Source organism: Cellvibrio sp. BR (genome assembly GCF_000263355.1).
In the GTDB taxonomy this organism is placed as follows: domain Bacteria; phylum Pseudomonadota; class Gammaproteobacteria; order Pseudomonadales; family Cellvibrionaceae; genus Cellvibrio.
Genome location: NZ_JH668210.1, coordinates 1 through 15,179 on the forward strand (window position 1 = coordinate 1; position 15,179 = coordinate 15,179).

Annotated in this window: 15 protein-coding genes; 10 read left to right on the forward strand and 5 right to left on the reverse strand. The window is 46.5% G+C overall.

All coding sequences use genetic code 11. The features are described 5' to 3' along the window. Positions 1-106 precede the first annotated feature (106 nt). From O59_RS20480 to rimI, 3 genes are read left to right on the forward strand one after another with little or no spacing between them, the layout of a single operon-like run. Positions 107-1,657, forward strand: a complete 1,551-nt coding sequence (locus tag O59_RS20480; RefSeq protein ID WP_007646261.1) for a 2-isopropylmalate synthase — start codon at positions 107-109, stop codon at positions 1,655-1,657. A 5-nt stretch (positions 1,658-1,662) separates the two neighbouring features. After that, positions 1,663-2,448, forward strand: coding sequence for a hypothetical protein (locus tag O59_RS20485; RefSeq protein ID WP_040393892.1), 786 nt, complete (start codon positions 1,663-1,665; stop codon positions 2,446-2,448). A 9-nt stretch (positions 2,449-2,457) separates the two neighbouring features. Continuing rightward, positions 2,458-2,934 carry a ribosomal protein S18-alanine N-acetyltransferase gene (gene rimI / locus O59_RS20490; RefSeq protein WP_007646276.1) on the forward strand — a complete coding sequence of 159 codons (477 nt, stop codon included), beginning with the start codon at positions 2,458-2,460 and terminating at the stop codon, positions 2,932-2,934. Here rimI and O59_RS20495 read toward each other — a convergent pair. Together O59_RS20495 and O59_RS20500 are read right to left on the reverse strand one after the other, a co-directional pair. After that, entirely contained in the window at positions 2,931-3,464 is a 534-nt protein-coding gene (locus tag O59_RS20495; protein WP_007646278.1) for a response regulator transcription factor, read from the reverse strand. The genes rimI and O59_RS20495 overlap by 4 nt on opposite strands. Further along, on the reverse strand, positions 3,457-4,779 hold the full coding sequence (locus tag O59_RS20500; protein ID WP_007646279.1) for an ATP-binding protein: 1,323 nt from the start codon (positions 4,777-4,779) through the stop codon (positions 3,457-3,459). The genes O59_RS20495 and O59_RS20500 overlap by 8 nt, the downstream gene beginning before the upstream one ends. A 182-nt stretch (positions 4,780-4,961) precedes the next feature. Between O59_RS20500 and O59_RS20505 the strand changes: the two genes are divergently transcribed. The 4 genes from O59_RS20505 to O59_RS20520 all read left to right on the forward strand — a co-directional run bounded on the left by O59_RS20505 (position 4,962) and on the right by O59_RS20520 (position 8,941). Beyond that, the gene (locus tag O59_RS20505; RefSeq protein ID WP_007646281.1) at positions 4,962-6,320 is read left to right on the forward strand and encodes an MATE family efflux transporter; all 1,359 of its coding nucleotides are present in this window, start codon (positions 4,962-4,964) and stop codon (positions 6,318-6,320) included. 70 nt (positions 6,321-6,390) lie between these two features. Further along, positions 6,391-7,968, forward strand: coding sequence for a peptide chain release factor 3 (locus O59_RS20510; RefSeq protein WP_007646283.1), 1,578 nt, complete (start codon positions 6,391-6,393; stop codon positions 7,966-7,968). A 5-nt stretch (positions 7,969-7,973) separates the two neighbouring features. Beyond that, positions 7,974-8,312, forward strand: a complete 339-nt coding sequence (locus O59_RS20515; RefSeq protein ID WP_007646285.1) for a hypothetical protein — start codon at positions 7,974-7,976, stop codon at positions 8,310-8,312. A 68-nt stretch (positions 8,313-8,380) separates the two neighbouring features. Further along, a complete protein-coding gene (locus tag O59_RS20520; protein ID WP_007646287.1) occupies positions 8,381-8,941 on the forward strand; it encodes a hypothetical protein in 561 nt (186 codons plus the stop codon). Between the two features lie 92 nt (positions 8,942-9,033). Here O59_RS20520 and O59_RS21235 read toward each other — a convergent pair whose 3' ends face one another. After that, a complete protein-coding gene (locus O59_RS21235) occupies positions 9,034-10,191 on the reverse strand; it encodes a TonB family protein (RefSeq protein WP_081489761.1) in 1,158 nt (385 codons plus the stop codon). Between the two features lie 245 nt (positions 10,192-10,436). Between O59_RS21235 and O59_RS20530 the strand changes: the two genes are divergently transcribed. Both O59_RS20530 and O59_RS20535 read left to right on the forward strand, forming a co-directional pair. Then, positions 10,437-11,111 (forward strand): cyclic nucleotide-binding domain-containing protein, encoded by a 675-nt coding sequence (locus O59_RS20530; protein ID WP_007646291.1) that lies wholly within the window; start codon positions 10,437-10,439, stop codon positions 11,109-11,111. 97 nt (positions 11,112-11,208) lie between these two features. Next, positions 11,209-11,883, forward strand: a complete 675-nt coding sequence (locus tag O59_RS20535; protein ID WP_007646293.1) for a flagellar brake protein — start codon at positions 11,209-11,211, stop codon at positions 11,881-11,883. Between the two features lie 80 nt (positions 11,884-11,963). On the opposite strand, the gene O59_RS20540 is transcribed toward O59_RS20535, so the two are convergent. After that, positions 11,964-12,806 (reverse strand): hypothetical protein, encoded by an 843-nt coding sequence (locus O59_RS20540; protein ID WP_007646295.1) that lies wholly within the window; start codon positions 12,804-12,806, stop codon positions 11,964-11,966. A 1,309-nt stretch (positions 12,807-14,115) separates the two neighbouring features. On the opposite strand from O59_RS20540, the gene O59_RS20545 reads away from it, so the two are divergent. After that, entirely contained in the window at positions 14,116-14,538 is a 423-nt protein-coding gene (locus tag O59_RS20545; RefSeq protein WP_007646299.1) for a biopolymer transporter ExbD, read from the forward strand. A gap of 103 nt (positions 14,539-14,641) precedes the next feature. On the opposite strand, the gene O59_RS20550 is transcribed toward O59_RS20545, so the two are convergent. Next, the gene (locus O59_RS20550) at positions 14,642-15,166 is read right to left on the reverse strand and encodes an aminoacyl-tRNA deacylase (protein WP_007646300.1); all 525 of its coding nucleotides are present in this window, start codon (positions 15,164-15,166) and stop codon (positions 14,642-14,644) included. Positions 15,167-15,179 lie beyond the last annotated feature (13 nt).

The window sequence follows — 15,179 nt, forward strand, 5'->3', positions numbered from 1 at the left end:
CATAGTCTTTTTTCATTTTATTATCTAAAAATTCGATCCGGGGTTCGCACACTAATTTTCCGATGGCTGACGTATAATTAGCCAATAAATTTCATGGGATTTTTTTATGAGCAGCAAAGACAAACTGGTGATTTTTGATACTACTTTGCGCGATGGGGAGCAAAGTCCCGGTGCTTCTATGACCCGGGATGAAAAAGTTCGCATTGCAAAAATGCTTGAAAAAATGCGTGTAGATGTCATTGAGGCTGGTTTTGCGATTGCCAGTCCTGGTGATTTTGAGTCAGTACGTGCGGTTGCCGAAGTAATAAAAGATTCAACTGTCTGTAGTTTGGCGCGTGCGGTGAAGGGAGATATTGAACGTGCAGCAGAAGCTATCAAACCGGCCAATTCAGGGCGTATACATACCTTTATCGCCACATCTTCCATTCATATGAAATACAAGCTGCAAATGGAGCCGCCCAAAGTATTAGAGCAGGCTGTTGCAGCGATTAAACTAGCGCGTCAGTTTACCGATGATGTTGAGTTTTCACTTGAAGATGCCAGCCGTTCAGAGTTCGAATTCATGTGCCGCATTATTGAGTCGGTGATTAATGCGGGCGCGCGCACGATTAATTTACCCGATACCGTTGGTTACGGTGAGCCTGGAGAATATGGCTTACTGTTTCGCCGCTTGATAGAAGCAGTTCCTAATTCTGATAAAGCGATTTTCTCTACCCACTGTCACAACGATTTGGGCCTTGCCGTTGCCAATTCACTCTCTGCAGTTATGTATGGTGCACGGCAAGTCGAGTGTACAATCAATGGCTTGGGAGAAAGAGCGGGTAATGCTGCACTTGAAGAAATTGTAATGGCAGTGAAAACGCGCAAAGATTTAATGCCCGTTGAAACAAGTATTGATATAAGCCACATAGTGCCAACCTCGCGTCTGGTTTCAACGATCACCGGTTTTCCGGTGCAGCCTAACAAGGCAATAGTGGGTGCAAATGCTTTTGCACATGAGTCGGGAATTCATCAGGATGGTATTTTAAAGCATCGCGAAACCTACGAAATTATGCGCGCGGAAGATGTAGGTTGGAATACCAATAAATTGGTTTTGGGCAAACACTCAGGGCGCGCTGCGGTGAAAGCTCGATTTGAAGCCTTGGGTATAAGTTTTGCGGATAGCGATGCGCTCAATAATGCGTTTGCCAAGTTCAAAGAGTTGGCTGATAAGAAACATGAAATTTTTGATGAAGATTTACAGGCATTGGTTAGCGCTTCGCAAACTCACGAACTTGTTGATGTTTATGAATTTCAGGCTCTAGAGATTCACTGCAAAACGGGGCAGAACCCTAAAGCATCGTTGCAATTAAAGGTAAGTGGAGAAAGCCTATCAGTAGCGTCTACTGGTTCAGGCCCTGTTGATGCTGCATTTAAAGCGATTGAGACTTTGGCGAATAGCGGTGCCGTATTGCAGCTCTACTCTGTCAATGCGATTACCCAGGGTACGGATTCTCAAGGTGAAGTCACGGTTAGGCTTGAGCATCGAGGCCAGATTGTTAACGGTGTGGGAGCGGATACCGATATAGTGGCTGCTTCGGTTAAGGCTTATGTGCATGCATTGAACTTGCTCGTATCGCGCGGTGCAAAAGCGCACCCACAGCATGGTGGAATTTAAAGACAATGGCGAATGAGCCGCAACGGCAAGCTTATCTTTCTGCGCTAGGCATAGAAAATTACATGCCGCGCATGATATTACCTTTTGCTCCGCCATCGGTTGTTTGTGAACTGCCCATTTCGGTAGCGGCGCAAGAGCCCTCGTTATTGCAAGATAAGTTCGCGCCAACTTCTTTGTCCCCCATAACATTAACGCCGTTAGCCGCGCCCGTCGGCAATAGTGTCGCATCTGAAATTCTTGCCGATGTGGCACCCGTTAAAAAATTAACTGTACCTATTAATGCAGCTAGCATTCTTGATCAGTTTGAAACCAAAAAAGCACCTGTTATTGAGCCATTTGCATTGAGCTTATGGCGCCCTGCACCCGGTTTTTTGATTGTCGATTCGCGCAATTCCAGTTTGGCCCTACCAACAGAATTATTGTTGAATAATTTGTTGCGCACATTTTTACCAACGATAAAACCTGATTTGCGCGAAGAGGTCATGCGTTGGCCGATGATTGAAAACCGATTTGTTTCGCGTACAGCCGATGACGCGCGCAATGAATTGCAAACCTGGCTCGCTGTAGAGAACGAGTTGCGCCCAATTAACAGATTGTGGTTGATGGGGGACAACGCCGCTCGTTATTTGTTGGACGCCGAAATAAAACCTGCAGATGTCTATTGGCAGGAACATGTGTTGAACTCTACGGGAACTGGTGTGAATTCGCTGCGCGCCATTATTTTGCCGAGCTTGGTGGAATTGTTGCAGCAGCCCCGTCTTAAGGCTCATTTTTGGGCGAGCGTTAAATAGATTTATTTCATGAATGATATTCCACATTTTGTTACTTACACTGGTCTCGAACTTTGTTTGCGTGAAATTACTGCGGCGGATATTCCTGCCGTTATGCAGCTGGAGCGCAGTGCGCATTCACATCCCTGGCGGCAATCCAGCTTTGAGGACTGCTTGAAAGGGCGGCAAAAATGTTGGCTGGCAGAGACCAAAAACACCCTGGTAGGTTATGTTGTTGTCACTCATGGTGGCGGTGATGCAGAGCTATTGAATTTGGCTGTTTCGCCCGCGTTTCAACGCAAAGGTATTGGCCAGTCTTTGCTGGAATACGCCACGCAATGTGTGGCAGGCAAGGCAGATATGCTTTTTCTTGAGGTGAGGGTGTCCAATCAAAAAGCGATTGAACTCTATTCCAAAGCAGGTTTTTTTGAACTGGGTAATCGCAAAAATTATTATCCCACCGCCAATGGACATGAAGATGCTTTGCTTATGGCGCGCCAGCTTTAGTGTTTTACCGGGCGCTTCTGCAATTTGCGTTGTAAGGTTCGACGATGCATTCCCAATGCCCGTGCCGTAGCGGAAATATTCCCCGCATTTTCTTGTAGCACACGTTGTATATGTTCCCATTCCAGTCGATCAACTGAAATTGGTGAGTAATCTATATCTACCGTAAACGATGACTCTTCCGTATCAAATGCCGCCAGTATTTCATTTGCATCGGCGGGCTTGCACAGATAATTAGTTGCACCGAGTTTGACTGCCTCTACTGCAGTAGAAATACTTGAATATCCTGTGAGCATTACGATTACCACATCCGGTTGGCGCAATTTGAGTTCGCGAATAAATTGCAAACCAGAATCCGCTCCTAATTTCAAATCGACAATCGCGCGCTTGAAATGAAACTTTTCTAATAACTGTAATGCATCGCTAGGGCTATTGGCCGCTTCGCACAATAGGTTACGGCGCTCCAAGGCCCGTGTTAATAGGCTGGCGAAGGTGATGTCGTCATCCAGAATGAGAAAGTCCCGGTTATTCATCGTGGTTGCTCGCAACGGATGGCGGTTTAAGCGGAAGTACCAGTTCGGTAATTGCGCCGCGTATAGCTCGATTGTATAAACGTACTTCACCACCGTAACGATTAATAGTGGTTTGTGTCAGCAGCAAACCAATGCCCATCCCTTTATTTTTTGTCGATACCACACTTTTCCCAAGGTGCGCTTGTACCTCCTTATTAATGCCCGGTCCTTCATCGGTTATCGTCCAATAAAGTTGTTGTTTATCCCAGTGAATATCAATCTGAATATTTGTCGGGCTTGCATCGGCGGCATTATTCAACAGATTTAAAATTGCTTGTGCAATGGTCGGATGAAATTGGCATTCTACAGATACTTGGTTATTGGCCAGATGAATTTGTGCGGTGACATCGGGGCGCATCAGTTGCCAGTTTTCCAATAGGTTTTTACAGTAGTTATCGACGGGTTCTTTGGCGACTTGGCCATCTTTGGTTTGTTCGGCAGTGGCGATTAAATTACGCAAAATTGTTGAGCAGTGAGCCACTTGGTCTTGTAGTAGCACTAAGTCTTTTTGTAGATGTGTATTGCTTTGGTATTCATCGCGTAGCTCATTAAGCAGTAATTTCATGCTGGATAATGGTGTTCCCAGTTCATGCGCCGTTCCGGCGGCAAGGGTTGCGACAGCCATAACCTGTTCGTCGCGCAGTTGGTCTTCACGCCAGCGATTTAATTGTGCTTCTTGCAGACGTAAATCACGCGCCATTTTCACGACGAAATAAGTAATGAGTCCGGCACTGATAAAAAAATTCAGCCACATTCCCAACGCATGTAAGTTCAAAGAATCTCCGCCATGATGCTGGTGTGGCGCAAGTGCGGGCAGAGGAATATTAAAAAATAACAAGATGGAATAACTGATAATACTGATTGTGGTAATGCTCAATGTGTAGCGACTGTTTAACGTGGCAGCGGAGATGCAAATGGGTACTAAAAAATAAGAAACAAAGGGGTTATTGGCACCGCCGCTAAAATAAAAAACGGCACTTAAGCAGGCGAGGTCAATCAATAGCTGGATAAAAAACTCAATATCAGTAACCGGTAGTTTTTGTCGCAAGCGCGAAAAAGTTAACAAATTCACACTGGTTAATATTACCAGCGCAATAAGTATTTCCGTAAAAGGAAGATTGATTGAATCTCGCCAAAGACAAAACAGGGCGGCAATACCTAAACAAATTAAAACGAGCGTACGGATAATTACCCAGTAGCCAAGATGTTGGCCGTGGTCAGCGAGGGTAAATGGTGCCCGGTTGGTGGTATCCGATTTAGGATTGTTGGAGTTCATTGCTCGATCGCTGGCTGTTGCCACAATGTGTTTGGCGATTATAGCGCTAAGGGGCGCAATAACCGATTATCCCTTGCCGTGTGCGACACTTTGTCGCAGCTTTAACAGCCGCAAGCGCGGGGCCACAAGGGGACTGGTGTATACTGCACGCCCATTTTTGTTCCGCGCATTTGGCAGTTTTTATGGCAACACCCCTACAGGCAACCCTTACCGAAGGGCGCGTTCCCGAACAATTAAAAAGTTTGGCGCTGCCCTTGGTTTGGGGGCTGATGGCAACTATGTCGCTCAATGCAATAGAGACTTTTTTTATTGCCCAATTAGGGCGCGAGCCCCTTGCAGCACTCAGTTTTACTTTTCCGGTCATTATGGTGCTCACCAGTCTCGGCATTGGTCTTGGGGCGGGTACTTCCTCCGCGGTAGCACGTGCGATTGGCGAGGGTGATCCACACAAAGCCAAGCGCCTGGCAACCGATGCCATGAGCCTCACCTTTATTATCTCCGCCAGTGTGTGTTTACTCGGCTGGGTTACCCTGGAACCGCTGTTTCTCGCCTTGGGCGCTACGCCCGATTTAATCCCGCTCATCCGCTCTTACATGTCGATCTGGTATTTCAGTGCCCCTTGTTTAATGGTGCCGATGGTGTGTTTATCCGCCCTGCGGGCGATGGGCATGAGTCAGGTGCAGGGCTATTTGATGGGGGGCGCAGCGCTATTGAATGTACTGCTCGACCCGCTGTTGATCTTTGGTTTACTCGGGTTTCCAGCGCTGGGATTACAGGGCGCAGCATTGGCGACATTAATTACCCGCGCGCTGATGTTGGTGGTGGCGCTCTATATATTGCACGCGCGCGTACATATGCTGGTGACCCCATTCTTGCCCTGGCAGAAATTAAAGGCGTCGTGGATGGCCATTATTGAGGTGGGTGTGCCAGCGATGTTTGCCAATGTCATCATTCCGTTTGCCAGTGCAATAGTGGTTGCGATGGTAGCTGCGTACGGCACCGATGCGGTTGCCGCACTGGGTATTGCGATGCGCATAGAACCTTTGGCATTGATAGTGTTTTATGCCCTTTCGGGAGTAGTTGGGCCATTTTTTGGGCAGAATTACGGTGCAGGTCGCGTAGAGCGATTACAGGAAGCCTTGCGGGTACTGACGGTTTTCTGCCTCGCATTTGGTTTGGGGCTGGCATTATTGCTGGGTATTTTTGGGGCGGAGATTGCCCGCCTATTTGGCGATCACCCCGAAGTTGTCAGCATCACTGCCGCTTATTTTATGATTGTGCCTATCAGTTATGGCGCCTATGGGTTGGTGATGTCGGTCAACGCGGCCTTTAATGGTTTGGGGCGTCCCTGGCCGGCAATGATTATTTCCTCGGGACGCGTCTTTTATATTTATTTGCCACTTGCCTGGTTGGGGCAGCATTGGTGGGGCATGATTGGTATCTTTATTGCCACTGCATTTGCCAATCTCGGCCTCGGTATTTGGGCTTGGTGCTGGCTCAAAACACATATCCAACAGCAGACCCTGCTCGCTGAGGCCTAACGCGCGCAAGCTTGCGCAACAGGTTATAATTTCCTCATCTTTTTCTTCATTTTTAACACGCGATATTTCTATGATTAATTTAACTGCTGAACTGGCAAAGCGCCGTACCTTTGCCATTATTTCTCACCCCGACGCCGGTAAAACTACTGTCACCGAAAAATTATTGCTCTGGGGTAACGCCATTCAGTTAGCCGGTTCGGTTAAAGGTAAGCGCGGCCCGCACGCCAAATCTGACTGGATGACTATGGAGCAGGAGCGCGGAATTTCCGTAACCTCATCGGTAATGCAATTTCCCTATAAAGATCGCATAGTCAACCTGCTTGATACTCCCGGCCACGAAGACTTCTCGGAAGATACTTATCGCACACTCACTGCGGTGGACTCGGTGCTGATGATGATCGATGGCGCAAAAGGTGTAGAAGATCGCACTATTAAATTGATGGAAGTCTGCCGCCTGCGTGACACACCCATTCTCACTTTTATCAACAAAATGGATCGTGAAAGTCGCGATGCGGTTGAGCTGCTGGATGAAATTGAAAACGTACTAAAAATTACTGCTGCGCCCATCAATTGGCCTTTGGGGAGCGGCAAGGAATTTGTCGGCGTCTATAATTTTTATACTGATGTGATTCACGTTTATCAGCAGGGCATGGGGCACACAATTCCCGATGATATTCAAATCAACGGGTTGGATAGCGACGAGGCTACCAAACTGCTGGGCAGTTACGCGCAGGATATTCGCGATCAAATTGAATTTGTGCGCGGTGCAACCCATCAGTTTGATTTGGATGAATATTTGGCGGGGCGTATGACGCCGGTATTTTTTGGTACCGCACTGGGTAATTTTGGTGTGCGTGAAATGCTGGATGGCTTTGTCGAGTGGGCACCAACCCCGCGTGCGCGTGCAACCCATGAGCGTTTGGTTGAGCCGGCGGAAGAAAAGTTCAGCGGTTTTATTTTTAAAATTCAGGCGAATATGGATCCAAAACATCGCGACCGCATCGCCTTTATGCGCATCTGTTCCGGCACTTATTCGCAGGGCATGAAAATGAAGCATGTGCGTTTAGGGAAGGATGTAAAAATTGCCGATGCAGTAACCTTTATGGCGGGTGACCGCAGTGCAGTGGAAGAGGCAATTGCTGGCGATATTATCGGTTTGCACAACCACGGCACTATTCAAATTGGCGATACCTTTACCGAAGGGGAGAGCCTCAAGTTCACCGGTATCCCTCACTTTGCGCCTGAATTGTTTCGTCGCATTCGCTTGAAAGATCCACTGAAAATGAAACAGCTGCAAAAAGGCCTGCAGCAATTATCGGAAGAGGGGTCGACCCAGGTATTTTTCCCGGTTAACAATAACGATATTGTGGTTGGCGCTGTGGGTGTACTGCAATTTGAAGTGGTGGCCTATCGTTTGAAGGATGAATACAAAGTGGAAGCTATGTATGAGCCAGTGAATGTGACCACCGCGCGCTGGTGTGACTGCGATGACACCAAAAAGCTGGAAGAATTTAAACGTAAATGCGCCGAGAATCTCGCGTTGGATGGCGGCGGTCACCTGACCTATCTCGCACCGTCGCGGGTAAATCTATCCTTAACCCAGGAGCGTCACCCCGAGGTAGTGTTCCGCGCAACCCGTGAGCACTAATTAGTATGCTGGCGTTTGTCATTACTCTTGCTGTGTTTTTAATGGTAATGGCGGTTTTGCTCTGGGTAAAAACGCCACATTATTTAATGACAAAGGCCGATGTAATTGCCCTGTTACAAAAGGTATTGGTTGGTCAGGCGAGTGAAAATGAATGGGCGATTTTTTTATCCAGCTCGTTTCGCCACTGTCCTCCTCTTGAAACTATTCGCACGGCCTGCGCGGCTATTGATGAAACGGAATATCTCGGTCATACCCGGGCCGGATTTTTATTCAGTGAACCCGGCTTGGCGCAGCTGCGTGCTATTCTTCAACAGGTTGAAGCATTAGATATTGATGTCAGGTAGCATGGGCGCTTGCTCGCCCATACTGCGCTAAATTGTGCGACTATTTTTAACCAACTGCAGGTTCTACTGTGACAATAGCCTCTGACAACAAGGATCTTATCTGGGATCTCGATGCTTTTAACCAGCGGCAACGCGCGGTTGATTTCGTTATGGGGTTCGAAAACAGACTGTGTGTTTACTCAAGCTCCGTAGAGCAACTCTATACCAACTACAATATTTTCTTCCCAAAAGAAGAGGAGCGTAAGTTGGTGATTTTGCCCAACCCTTACGCACCGCACGACACGTTTAATGGCATCCCTGAATCGGCAGTGACACCAACGGGTATGGAGATTATTCCCGGCATTTATCAATCCCGCCCGTGTTTGTTTTTACGTATTCCATTTCGCAGCGGTACTGTTAAATATCGAGCAGTACCCTTACAAATGGGGTTGAATATTGTTCGTCAGAAGTTACCTCCTAATAAGCCCTTATTGCCGGTATTAATGAAGGGAGACCTGCGCGAGTTGGACGCATCAACCCCTTGTTTGCATTTGCACGCGATTCATTTGGATCGTTTAACAGAACATTCCGGGTTGGAACGATCGGGAATTCATAAGGTGATTGAGCAGCGTTTGCGTCAGTTGAGCTAATTATTTTCAGCCTGAGATATAACTAAAAAAGCCACCTTGAGGTGGCTTTTTGTTGTGTGCTTATGGCGATTTTATCGCGCTATACTCCTGAATCAGGGGAGGGCCCAGCGCATGGGGACGCTGAATTCAAAACGAGTCCCTGAGATGGCTTCTGGCAATGCAGGAAAGGGCGCTGAACGTTTGATTGCTTCCAGTGCTTCTCTGTTTAACAAGTCGTATTGGCTGCTCTCAATAATACTACTGCTAATCAAGTTTCCATCGCGATCAACCACAACAGCGACCCGCACGTTACCCGCTTGATTGCGATCTAATGCACGTTGAGGATATTTGGTTTTGGTGCGGATTTTCTTAATTGAATCCGATACGTAGAACTGGCGTGCCAAGAGTGTTTGTGCGGTGAGTGCCGGGCCTTCATCCTCTTCCCCTTCGGCAACAGGTGTTGAAACCGGTGCAGCAGCTGCAGGTGCACTTGATGCCACTTGTGCAATTACGGGGGCTGCTGATGATTTGCTTACACTACTCTTTTGGGCAACTGGCAAAGGTATATCCAGTTTAGGTTTATCGAAAGCAGGTGCATCCAGTTTGGGCACTTCTGCTGGTGCTTGCGCTGCAGTAATCGGCTCCACGGCGGGGAGTTTATTATTCCAGGCATTAATTTCTGCTGCGCGATTTGCTGCAGGTGCAATAGCGGCAAATCGGCCACGTAAGCCAGCGTCGACATCACCAACTTTTAACAGGCTATCGCGATAATCAGATGATAGCGGTACGTTGCCAATCCAGGTGGCCAGTAACATATAAAAGAAGGACTCATCTTCGATCTTGCCCAGTTCAATATTATTCAGGTTGACCGATATTCCAGCGCCGGGTGCACTTGCGATTACAACGTGATCGTCTTTTTGTAAGCGTCCCTTGAACATATTGTCAAAAAGTACAGTATTGTCTGCCTGCGCCATTAATTCATCGGCTTTACTGTTCACGGCAAGCCCTTCAATCCACAAGCGGCTGAACCGACGTGCAGTGATGCCTTCAGGGGCAACTATTTTTAATTCCATGCGCATGGGCTGCGAGTTTCTCAACAGGGTGCCTGCATCATTGCTCAGCGACTCCGAAAAGAGCGCGCCAATAAAAACTTCACGGCCAAGTTCCTGGTGAACCCCCACACCATTTAACATTGGCTCTGCATGTAGAAATTGACTCAGGGTTGCCAGAAGGAGGCCGGGCAATACGCGTAATAGGTGGCTCAATCGCATAGTGGTACAACTCTCTATTAATGAGACTTTATTGTCTGTGGTTAATTTATTCTTTAGTAGCTGTTGCTGCCGTTATTATAAGTACGTTTGTATGATATAGAAAAATGAACAAGGAGCGAACTGTGTAAATGAGATGTCTACCGTTGTTCTGCCTCTTTTCAGTAGTATGATGCCCTTTCTATAAAGGTGATATAAGCTGGTAGCCCTATCGGCAAGTAAAGACAAATACACAGTGACACGGGTCAATGATGGAAACGAAGCCTATACATAAATATCCTAAAGCTACCCTGGAGCATTTACTCTCAGGAATCTCATTTTTCAAAGCCGTTCGTCAGCAAGACCCTAAGCAATTTGATTTGCTAGTTCAAGCATCCCGCATCGTTTCTTACCTGCCCGGTGAAATAGTGGTGCAAAAAGGTGAACAAAGTAATTGGTTGTATTTTTTGTTAAAGGGCAAGTTGGCTGTTTACGTCGATCAGCCTCTGCAAAGTGATCTGGTGAATTATGTAACACCGGGTGAAGTATTTGGTGATCTGGCGCAGTTAGTTGGCCAACCGCGCACCGCTACTATTATTGCGGATCAAAGCGCAAAAGAATCTACCGTGCTCGCATTGGACATCAATGTGTTTGGCCCCCTCAATGCAACCAGTCCCATTTCTCGTGCAACTAAATTAGTCTATTACCGTAATATGGCGCACAATCTGCGGTGGAAATTGGAAGTCTACCGCTCGCAGCATTTGCAGCATGTGCTAGCTAACAGGCATCGCCAGATAAAACTTTATCACGGCCCTAAAGATACATACGAAGAGCTATTGTCTCTCTTTGAACAATCGAAAGCCTTGGCAATCCTGCTCATTGAGTGGAATAAAGAGTTCGGTGTGCTCTCTGCCGAGGCGCTGCAACAACCGGGGCCGGTGTAAACGAGATACTGCTCATCCCGTTACCAAAGCCCTCGGGCAAAGCTTTTGTACACTGCTACACTAAAAAAATAACAACTTACAATTAGTGACTGCTGCAATGAAATTCGAAGATCTAAAATTGGCTTACGGCTATCCGTTGCAATTGCAAACCTCTTCTCTTTCCGGGCAGCCGGAGCGTTTTTCATGTCGACTAATCGGCTGTTTACCTGGGCGTGCGTTGCTGCTGTCCGTTCCAAAGCTATCCGGTAAATTGGTGCGATTCAGGGCGGGTCAGAAAATCGTTGTACGGTTAATGATTGATAATGGTATCGGTGTTTTTGCAGGAATGGTGGAGGCACAAACCACAGAACCTTATCCGATTTTGCATCTGAGCTTTCCGGAGTCTGTTACCTTTAAGGGAATTCGTAGTGCGACTCGTGTAACGGTGCATGAGAAAATCGAAATCACCTCTGTTAGCGACCTTACGGCTTCACCGGTGACAGGTTTTATCGCCGATATTAGTGTCAATGGTTGCAGAATAGAATTGTTTTCAGATGTTGCTGAACTGGGGGATATGCTTGAGCTGCAAGCAGTTGTTGATATTCTCGGGTTAAAGCACTCGTTAGTACTTAAGGGAGTTGTTCGATCTCGAGTGGATCCCACTGACAATATTGAAGAGGGCGCGTTAGTGAGTTACGGAATTGAGTTTTCTGATCTCAGTGATGACGAGCGGTTAATAATGTATGCCTATGTTTTTAGTCATATGGCACACCAAGATCAGATAGCTGGCTAAGAGTAGCTTTGGTTTAATAGATAAAGTTCCACCAATAAAAAAGGCACCTTTCGGTGCCTTTTTTATTGGTGCTTCACAAATTAAGCAGCAGGTACAGCTGCTTTTGGCTTGCGGCCACGTTTTGCAGGCGCTGCACCAGCTGGTTTTTTAGCGGCGGGCGCTTTTTTAACAGCAGGAGCTTTTTTCACTGCTGGCTTTTTAGCGGCAGCAGCTTTTGGTGCGGCAGGCTTTTTGGCAGCAGCTGGTTTGGCAACGGCAGCTTTCTTAGCAGCTGGTTTTTTTGCTGCAACTTTAGCTTTAGCGGCAGCTTTCTTAGCGGCTAATTTAGCTTTAATTGCCGCTTTTTTATCAGCCGCTTTTTTCTTTAACGCAGCCTTTTTAGCGGCAGCTTTAGCTTTAGCAGCTTGTTTTTTTGCTGCCAGTTTTGCTTTGGCGGCGGCTTTCTTAGCAGCTAATTTAGCTTTAGCAGCAGCTTTCTTCTCAGCAACTTTGCTTTTAGCTGCAGACTTCTTGGCAGCAGCTTTCAAGCGCTTGGCAACAGCAGCTTCTGCTTTTGCAACTGCTTTGTCGTGAGCAGCGGCAAGTTTAGCAGCAGCTTTAGCAGCAGCAGCTTCTTTCTTGGCGCTAACAACAGCAGCTTTAGCGGCAGCAGCTTCTTTCTTCGCGGCAGCAACAGCAGCTTTAGCGGCAGCAACTTGTTTTGCTGAACCTGGAGTTTTCTTTTTAGCAGCAGCAGTCAACTTGGTTTGAGCAGCTTTCAATGCAGCAGTCGCTTTAGCGGCATCTTTAGCTAAACCAGCAACAGCTTTAACAGCATCTGCTGCTTGTGCAGCGCGAGCTTTAGAGAGTTGGGTTTTCAGTTGAGCTAATTGCTGTTCCAAACTTGCAACAGTATTAACAGCGGTTTGTTTACGTGCAGCCATGGTGTGCTTCCTTTATGGTTTTCGAAAGGTCGATAAATGGATTAAAAAGTCCAACATGTATAAGTTAAAACTTTATGAAAAAAATTCAAGTTTTTTGCGTTAAATAGTCAATAAAAACGCATTTTTTTGATGATTTTTAGTAAAAAAATGTCTTTTTCGGAATATTTTCGAAAGTTTTTTAGTTGTATGACTTTGCGTCATCAAGAAATAGAAACTGGTTATCTTTGTTGCCGGGAAAGGTTTATGGCTAATAATTTCAAAATTAGTTTTTTAGTTGCAGCGTTGCAGTCGTTTTTTTATTGCTGGTGGAGGGCGGCTGGCGTTTAAGTGTTAGCAGCTCAATGCAGTTTTTTGTGCTTCCGCTGATCCAAAAAAACACCCGCTTGATGCTCAATTTGGTCGTTGAATATGTTTCTGGTATGAAGTCATCTACCCGAATTCAGGAATTATTCTGTGACTGATGGCGGTGCTCCTATCCGGCTGGCTGATTAGACGCTACTTTCTGCTGAACAAACTATAAAACGGCTGCTAGCTCTTCATTGCAAGGTTGGCACTTTTGGAAAATCATTTCATTGTAGCCACGCTGTGGTTGCAGCATTGGGTTCAGTGTGAGGTTTTAAACTGGTTGTTAATTTTTTCACTATGCCCCAAGTGCTGTTTACCTAAAAACTCACATTGATCGAGTGTTCGATTTCCCTAAAGCGAGAAGATTAAGTTGATAGGGGCTGCAACAATGGCGGAACTAATATTTGAAGAGATGGGTTTTGGAAAAATGATTAAGCCTAACGCTGGATGTCTCCCTGACTAACTCTTCGCACGCTAAAGCAAAGTACTTTTTGGGATGGTTTTTTCTAGCGTGAATGCCGGCGATGTTGATGCATGTGTTACACGTCACATCGGTCCATCTTTTGGTTTCGAAAAAAGGGATAGTTTTGCAAAAAATCTTGTCTAGTTTATGGCTGGAGATTTTCAGGCCTAGCTGATTATTTTTAAGCGGTCATTCTGTTGAGTAGCGCTTGTTGAAGCGTAGTAGCAGTGATTTTTCATCCAGGTGAGAGACTTTTGGTCGCTTGGGTGGGATCTGCCTTATGTGCCTGTTTATTGACACTTCACAGTGGATATCAGCGGGAAAACAGCGTTGGCCAAAAAATGAGCTTCCAATGAAGGCTATAGCCCGAATATTTGGCGTAAATTCCTGGTTTCTGGCAGCACAAAGGGTTGGTTTTTGCGACGGCAAAACTGCTAGAATTAGCCTTTTACTCTATACCTAAATATAACGTTCCAAATAACACCACGAGGAGTACCCACAGTGAGCCGCAGAAAGAAAGGCCGTGCCGGCGATGATACTAACGAGATTGACCTGACGCCAATGCTCGACGTAGTGTTCATTATGTTGATTTTCTTCATTGTTACCGCCTCCTTTGTGAAGGAAATCGGTATCAATCCTAACGTTCCAGAGCCAAACAATAATCCACCGCCGGATGATGCTGAGCCGAATATCCTGGTGCGCATTTCTGCTGACAACCAAATCTGGTTGATGGAGAAGGAAGGTGAGCGTCGTGTGGATACCCGTGCTGTTCGCTCTAACATCGAGCGTTTGCGTGCTGAGTTACCCAAGGCGTCAGTAATTATTATGGCTGATGTAGCCGCACACACTGGTACTTATGTTGCGGTCGCTGATGCGGCACGCGAAGCTAAGGCGCCCAATGTAGTGTTGGTTCCCTCCAAGTAGTAAGCGACCTTCTGTATAAAAAAACCGCCTTGGTAACAAGGCGGTTTTTTTATGTCTAGAGTTTGTTCTTTCGGTGTAATTGACTAATTAAGATCCCGGAGGTTTAAAGCTCATACTCCTGACGGATATATTTCTTGGGTAGTTTGCTGTGATGGCTTCGTTCCGCGCTGAAATGATCGTGCAGTTTGTTTTCCATAAGTTGCACAAAGTCGGGCTGTTTCAGGCGGATTAAATGGCAATGATCGCCAGCTTCTATGTAAACTTCTTCCACACCCATCAATTCTTCATCCCAGATAACATCCAGCCCATAAGCTTCACCCAGTGCGGGAATAGCGCCTTCTGCGCAGTCGCGGAATATTTCGTTGAGTTCTTCCTCTTCCACCAGCTCCATATGGCGATCAAAAATTTGATTCAAGGTATGGCGCAAAATTTTATTGCGGGTTGGCAGCACACAAAGTGTGTAATGAAAGTCTTCGTCGCGCAGTAAAACACCTTTGGCCAGGCAGTGATCATCAATTTTTGCTACGCGTGCAGTATTGTAGGAGCCTTCGCAGTATTCATGTTCAAGCAGCGTAAATTCGATTTGTTTTGCTTTTAAGTAATTTTCAACAGTAGCGGCAACACCCATAAAAAATCTCCTG

Bases quoted from the DNA above. Each gene is read 5' to 3' on its own strand.
- O59_RS20480 (WP_007646261.1), top strand. From the start codon at position 107: ATGAGCAGCAAAGACAAACTGGTGATTTTTGATACTACTTTGCGCGAT.
- O59_RS20485 (WP_040393892.1), top strand. From the start codon at position 1,663: ATGGCGAATGAGCCGCAACGGCAAGCTTATCTTTCTGCGCTAGGCATA.
- rimI (WP_007646276.1), top strand. From the start codon at position 2,458: ATGAATGATATTCCACATTTTGTTACTTACACTGGTCTCGAACTTTGT.
- O59_RS20495 (WP_007646278.1), bottom strand. From the start codon at position 3,464: ATGAATAACCGGGACTTTCTCATTCTGGATGACGACATCACCTTCGCC.
- O59_RS20500 (WP_007646279.1), bottom strand. From the start codon at position 4,779: ATGAACTCCAACAATCCTAAATCGGATACCACCAACCGGGCACCATTT.
- O59_RS20505 (WP_007646281.1), top strand. From the start codon at position 4,962: ATGGCAACACCCCTACAGGCAACCCTTACCGAAGGGCGCGTTCCCGAA.
- O59_RS20510 (WP_007646283.1), top strand. From the start codon at position 6,391: ATGATTAATTTAACTGCTGAACTGGCAAAGCGCCGTACCTTTGCCATT.
- O59_RS20515 (WP_007646285.1), top strand. From the start codon at position 7,974: ATGCTGGCGTTTGTCATTACTCTTGCTGTGTTTTTAATGGTAATGGCG.
- O59_RS21235 (WP_081489761.1), bottom strand. From the start codon at position 10,191: ATGCGATTGAGCCACCTATTACGCGTATTGCCCGGCCTCCTTCTGGCA.
- O59_RS20530 (WP_007646291.1), top strand. From the start codon at position 10,437: ATGATGGAAACGAAGCCTATACATAAATATCCTAAAGCTACCCTGGAG.
- O59_RS20535 (WP_007646293.1), top strand. From the start codon at position 11,209: ATGAAATTCGAAGATCTAAAATTGGCTTACGGCTATCCGTTGCAATTG.
- O59_RS20540 (WP_007646295.1), bottom strand. From the start codon at position 12,806: ATGGCTGCACGTAAACAAACCGCTGTTAATACTGTTGCAAGTTTGGAA.
- O59_RS20550 (WP_007646300.1), bottom strand. From the start codon at position 15,166: ATGGGTGTTGCCGCTACTGTTGAAAATTACTTAAAAGCAAAACAAATC.